Consider the following 3,674-nt stretch of genomic DNA (forward strand, 5'->3'; position numbering starts at 1 on the left):
AACAGTGATTCTCTAGCTTTTTTAGACCAAAGGCTAAAACCGCTAAATCCAACTAAATTAGTAGCTTAAAGGAAGGTACGAAACTTGAGTTATACAGATAGTGTTCAAGCAAGACCTACCGATTTTTATAAAGAAGATTTTAGCGTAAAAGGCTGGGATACAATAAGTGTTCCTTCTAATTGGGAAATAGAAGGATTTGGTTTACCTATTTATACCAATGTAAAGTATGTATTTCCTAAAAATCCGCCCTTTATTCCTCATAACATGAACAATGTTGGAACTTATAAGCGTGATTTCGATATTCCAAACGATTGGAAAAACAAAGACATTTACTTGCATTTTGCAGGGGTAAGTGGGGCTATGTATGTTTACATAAATGGTAAAATGGTAGGCTACAACGAAGGAAGTAAAACACCTGCCGAATATAACATTACCAAATATATTAAATCTGGTAAAAACCAAATTGCTGTACAAGTATTACGTTGGTCTGACGCCAGTTATATGGAAGATCAAGATTTTTGGAGGTTAAGCGGTATTGAACGTGATGTGTATTTAAGGGCAGACAACCCAATTGCTATTAATGATTTTAGAATTGGAAGCGATTTGGTCAATGCTTATAAAGATGGCGCTTTCAGTATAGATGTTAAAATAAAAAATACTTCAAATGCACCAGAAAATCGTAAAGTGGAAGTTAAATTATTGGATTCTAATAAAAAGGAAATGCTTACTTTTAATAGAACCATAAATGTTACTTTGGGAATTGTAAATGTTTCTTTTGAGGGTTTATTAAAAGACGTCAAACCTTGGACTGCCGAAACTCCTAACCTATATACGGCAACCATAGCTTTAAGTAATTCTGAAGGTAAAATAGAACAGGCCACTTCAGTAAAAGTGGGATTTAGAAATATAAAAATTGAAAACACGCAATTTTTAGTCAATGGAAAACCAATTTTGATCAAAGGAGTCAACCTTCACGACCATGACGAAAGCACAGGACATGTAATTAGCAAAGAACTTACCCTGAAGGACCTGAAACTGATGAAGGAAAACAATGTAAATGCCATACGTACCAGCCACTATCCCAAAAATCCGTTTTTCTATGCAATGACCGATAAATATGGTTTTTATGTGGTTGATGAGGCCAATATAGAAACCCATGGTATGGGAACAACCAACCAAGGATTGGATAATAACGAAGAAGCAAAAAAAATACATCCAGCATACCTGCCAGAATGGAAAGCGATGCATATGGACAGAACGGTTAGAATGTTTGAACGCGATAAAAACCATCCATCCATAGTAACATGGTCCTTGGGGAACGAAGCGGGCAATGGCGAAAATTTCTTTGCTACTTATGCATGGTTAAAAGAACAAGACATGACCCGCCCAGTTCAATATGAAGGTGCTACAAATTACGAAAACACAGATATTCAAGTACCTATGTACATGCGCATTCCAGAAATGATAAAGTATGCCAAAAACAACCCAAAACGACCATTGATCCAATGTGAATATGCGCACGCCATGGGCAACAGTCTTGGTAACTTTAAAGATTATTGGGATGTTATTCGTGAATATGATGTGATGCAAGGTGGTTTTATATGGGACTGGGTTGATCAAGGGCTTTTGGCCAAAACCGAAGATGGACAATCCTATTGGGGCTATGGTGGCGACTTTGGCGCTGAGAATATTCAGAACGATGCCAATTTTTGCATAAACGGTATTGTAAATGCAGACCGTTCGCCGCACCCTGGATTGGAAGAATTGAAAAAGGTGTATCAAAACATTCACTTTAGGGATGCCAATTTTAAAACGGGACAAGTGACAGTCGTTAATGAGTATTTCTTCACCAATTTAAATAATTTCAATTTTACTTGGTCACTTTTTAAAGATGGAAACCAGTTAGTGTCAGACAATATTGAAACATTTGATTTAGAACCGGGAGCAGCAAAAACATTAATCCTTAATTTGCCGAAAGTAGATTTGAATTCAGGAGAGTATGCACTTCAAATATTGGCATCAACTAAAAATGAATTACCGCTGTTGCCTAAAGGATATCCTTTGGCCAAAGAGGAATTTTTGGCAGGAACATTTACACCTGTTTTCAAAAAGAATACTGACGATGTTATTGCTGTATCATCACAAGCTAATATTTTAACTTTTAAATCTGATGCTTTTGAAGCTAGTTTCGATGTAAAAACGGGTAAACTAACAGCTTTGGATTACGGCAATGGAAACATCCTTATCCAAGGCATCCAGCCAAATTTCTGGAGAGCCACTACCGATAATGATTTTGGATTCAACATGCCAAAAGTGTTTGAGCCTTGGAAAAAAGCGACCGATAACCAAACGTTACTTTCCATTCAATTAAAAGATGGCAATAAAGTTACAGATTTGAAAGCTGTAGATGGCAGTAGGAATTTAAAAAACGCTTCGGCATATCTTCAAGTACTGTATCAACTGCCAAATGAAATGGCAAAAATTAAGGTTGACTATAAAATAGATGCCTCAGGACAACTAACAGTTACAAATTCACTTTTTGATGTTAAAGAAGGCTTGCCGAACATGCCTCGTTTTGGAAATAACTTTATATTGAAAAACGATTATAATTTAGTAAACTGGTACGGTAGAGGACCGCAAGAAAACTACCAAGATAGAAATACCGCGGCATTTGTAGGGAATTATAAAGCCAACGTAAAAGATTTGTATTTTGCATATGTACGTCCGCAAGAAAATGGATATAAAACCGATGTACGTTGGGTAACATTCACTAATGAAAACGGAAAAGGCATCAAAGTATTGGGGCCAAAGTTATTGAGTTTTAGCGCGCATCACCAATATAATTCAGATTTTGATGCTGGTGAAACCAAGAAACAACGCCACACTACAGATATTGTTACCCGAGATTTGGTCAATATCAATATAGATAATATGCAGATGGGTGTTGGTGGAGATACCAGTTGGGGCGCCAGGCCATTGGAAAAATACCAAATTAAAGCAAAAAACATGAGTTATTCTTATTCTATAATGCCTATTGACTAATTATTTGAACAACAATGATTTATATGTTTAAAAACAAGGTTTATATAGTTCTTATTGTGCTGCTTTTATTGGTTGCTTTTGGAACTAAAAAGCCAAAAGTATTGATTATAGGAGATTCTATTTCTATTGGTTATACGCCATTTGTGGAAAAGCATTTTTCGGGAGATGCCATAATACGGCATAATCCAGGAAATGCACAGCACACAGGAACTGGCTTGGAAAACATCAATGCATGGATTGGAGATGGAGATTGGGATGTTATCCAGTTTAACTGGGGATTGTGGGATCTTTGCTACCGCCATCCAGATTCAAAAGTTCAGGGGAATAGAGATAAGATGAACGGAAAAATCACTTGTGATATTGATGCATATAAAACTAATTTAGATTCCATTGTATCAATCCTTAAAAGAAAAACAAAGGCAAAATTGATTTTTGTTACAACAACTTACGTTCCTGAAAATGAAGCTGGCAGGTTTCAAGATGATGTGCTAAAATATAATGAAGCGGCCAAGGCCATAATGAAAAAGCATTCAGTCATTGTAAACGATATTTATGGGGTGTACGACAAATTTCCATTTTCCAAAAAATATTATCTTTGACCTAAAAACCGATGAGCAGAAAATCACAAGCAC

2 protein-coding genes are annotated in these 3,674 nt (G+C 36.1%); both read left to right on the top strand.

Going from position 1 to position 3,674, the window contains the following annotated elements:
• Positions 1-84 precede the first annotated feature (84 nt).
• Positions 85-3,042, top strand: a complete 2,958-nt coding sequence (locus tag ACU1LP_RS19340; RefSeq protein WP_445737089.1) for a glycoside hydrolase family 2 TIM barrel-domain containing protein — start codon at positions 85-87, stop codon at positions 3,040-3,042.
• Between the two features lie 23 nt (positions 3,043-3,065).
• Complete coding sequence (locus ACU1LP_RS19345; RefSeq protein WP_445733816.1) at positions 3,066-3,641, top strand: SGNH/GDSL hydrolase family protein; 576 nt, start codon at positions 3,066-3,068, stop codon at positions 3,639-3,641.
• The last annotated feature ends 33 nt before the right edge of the window (positions 3,642-3,674 follow it).

It is taken from the genome of Mariniflexile sp., from assembly GCF_052728615.1.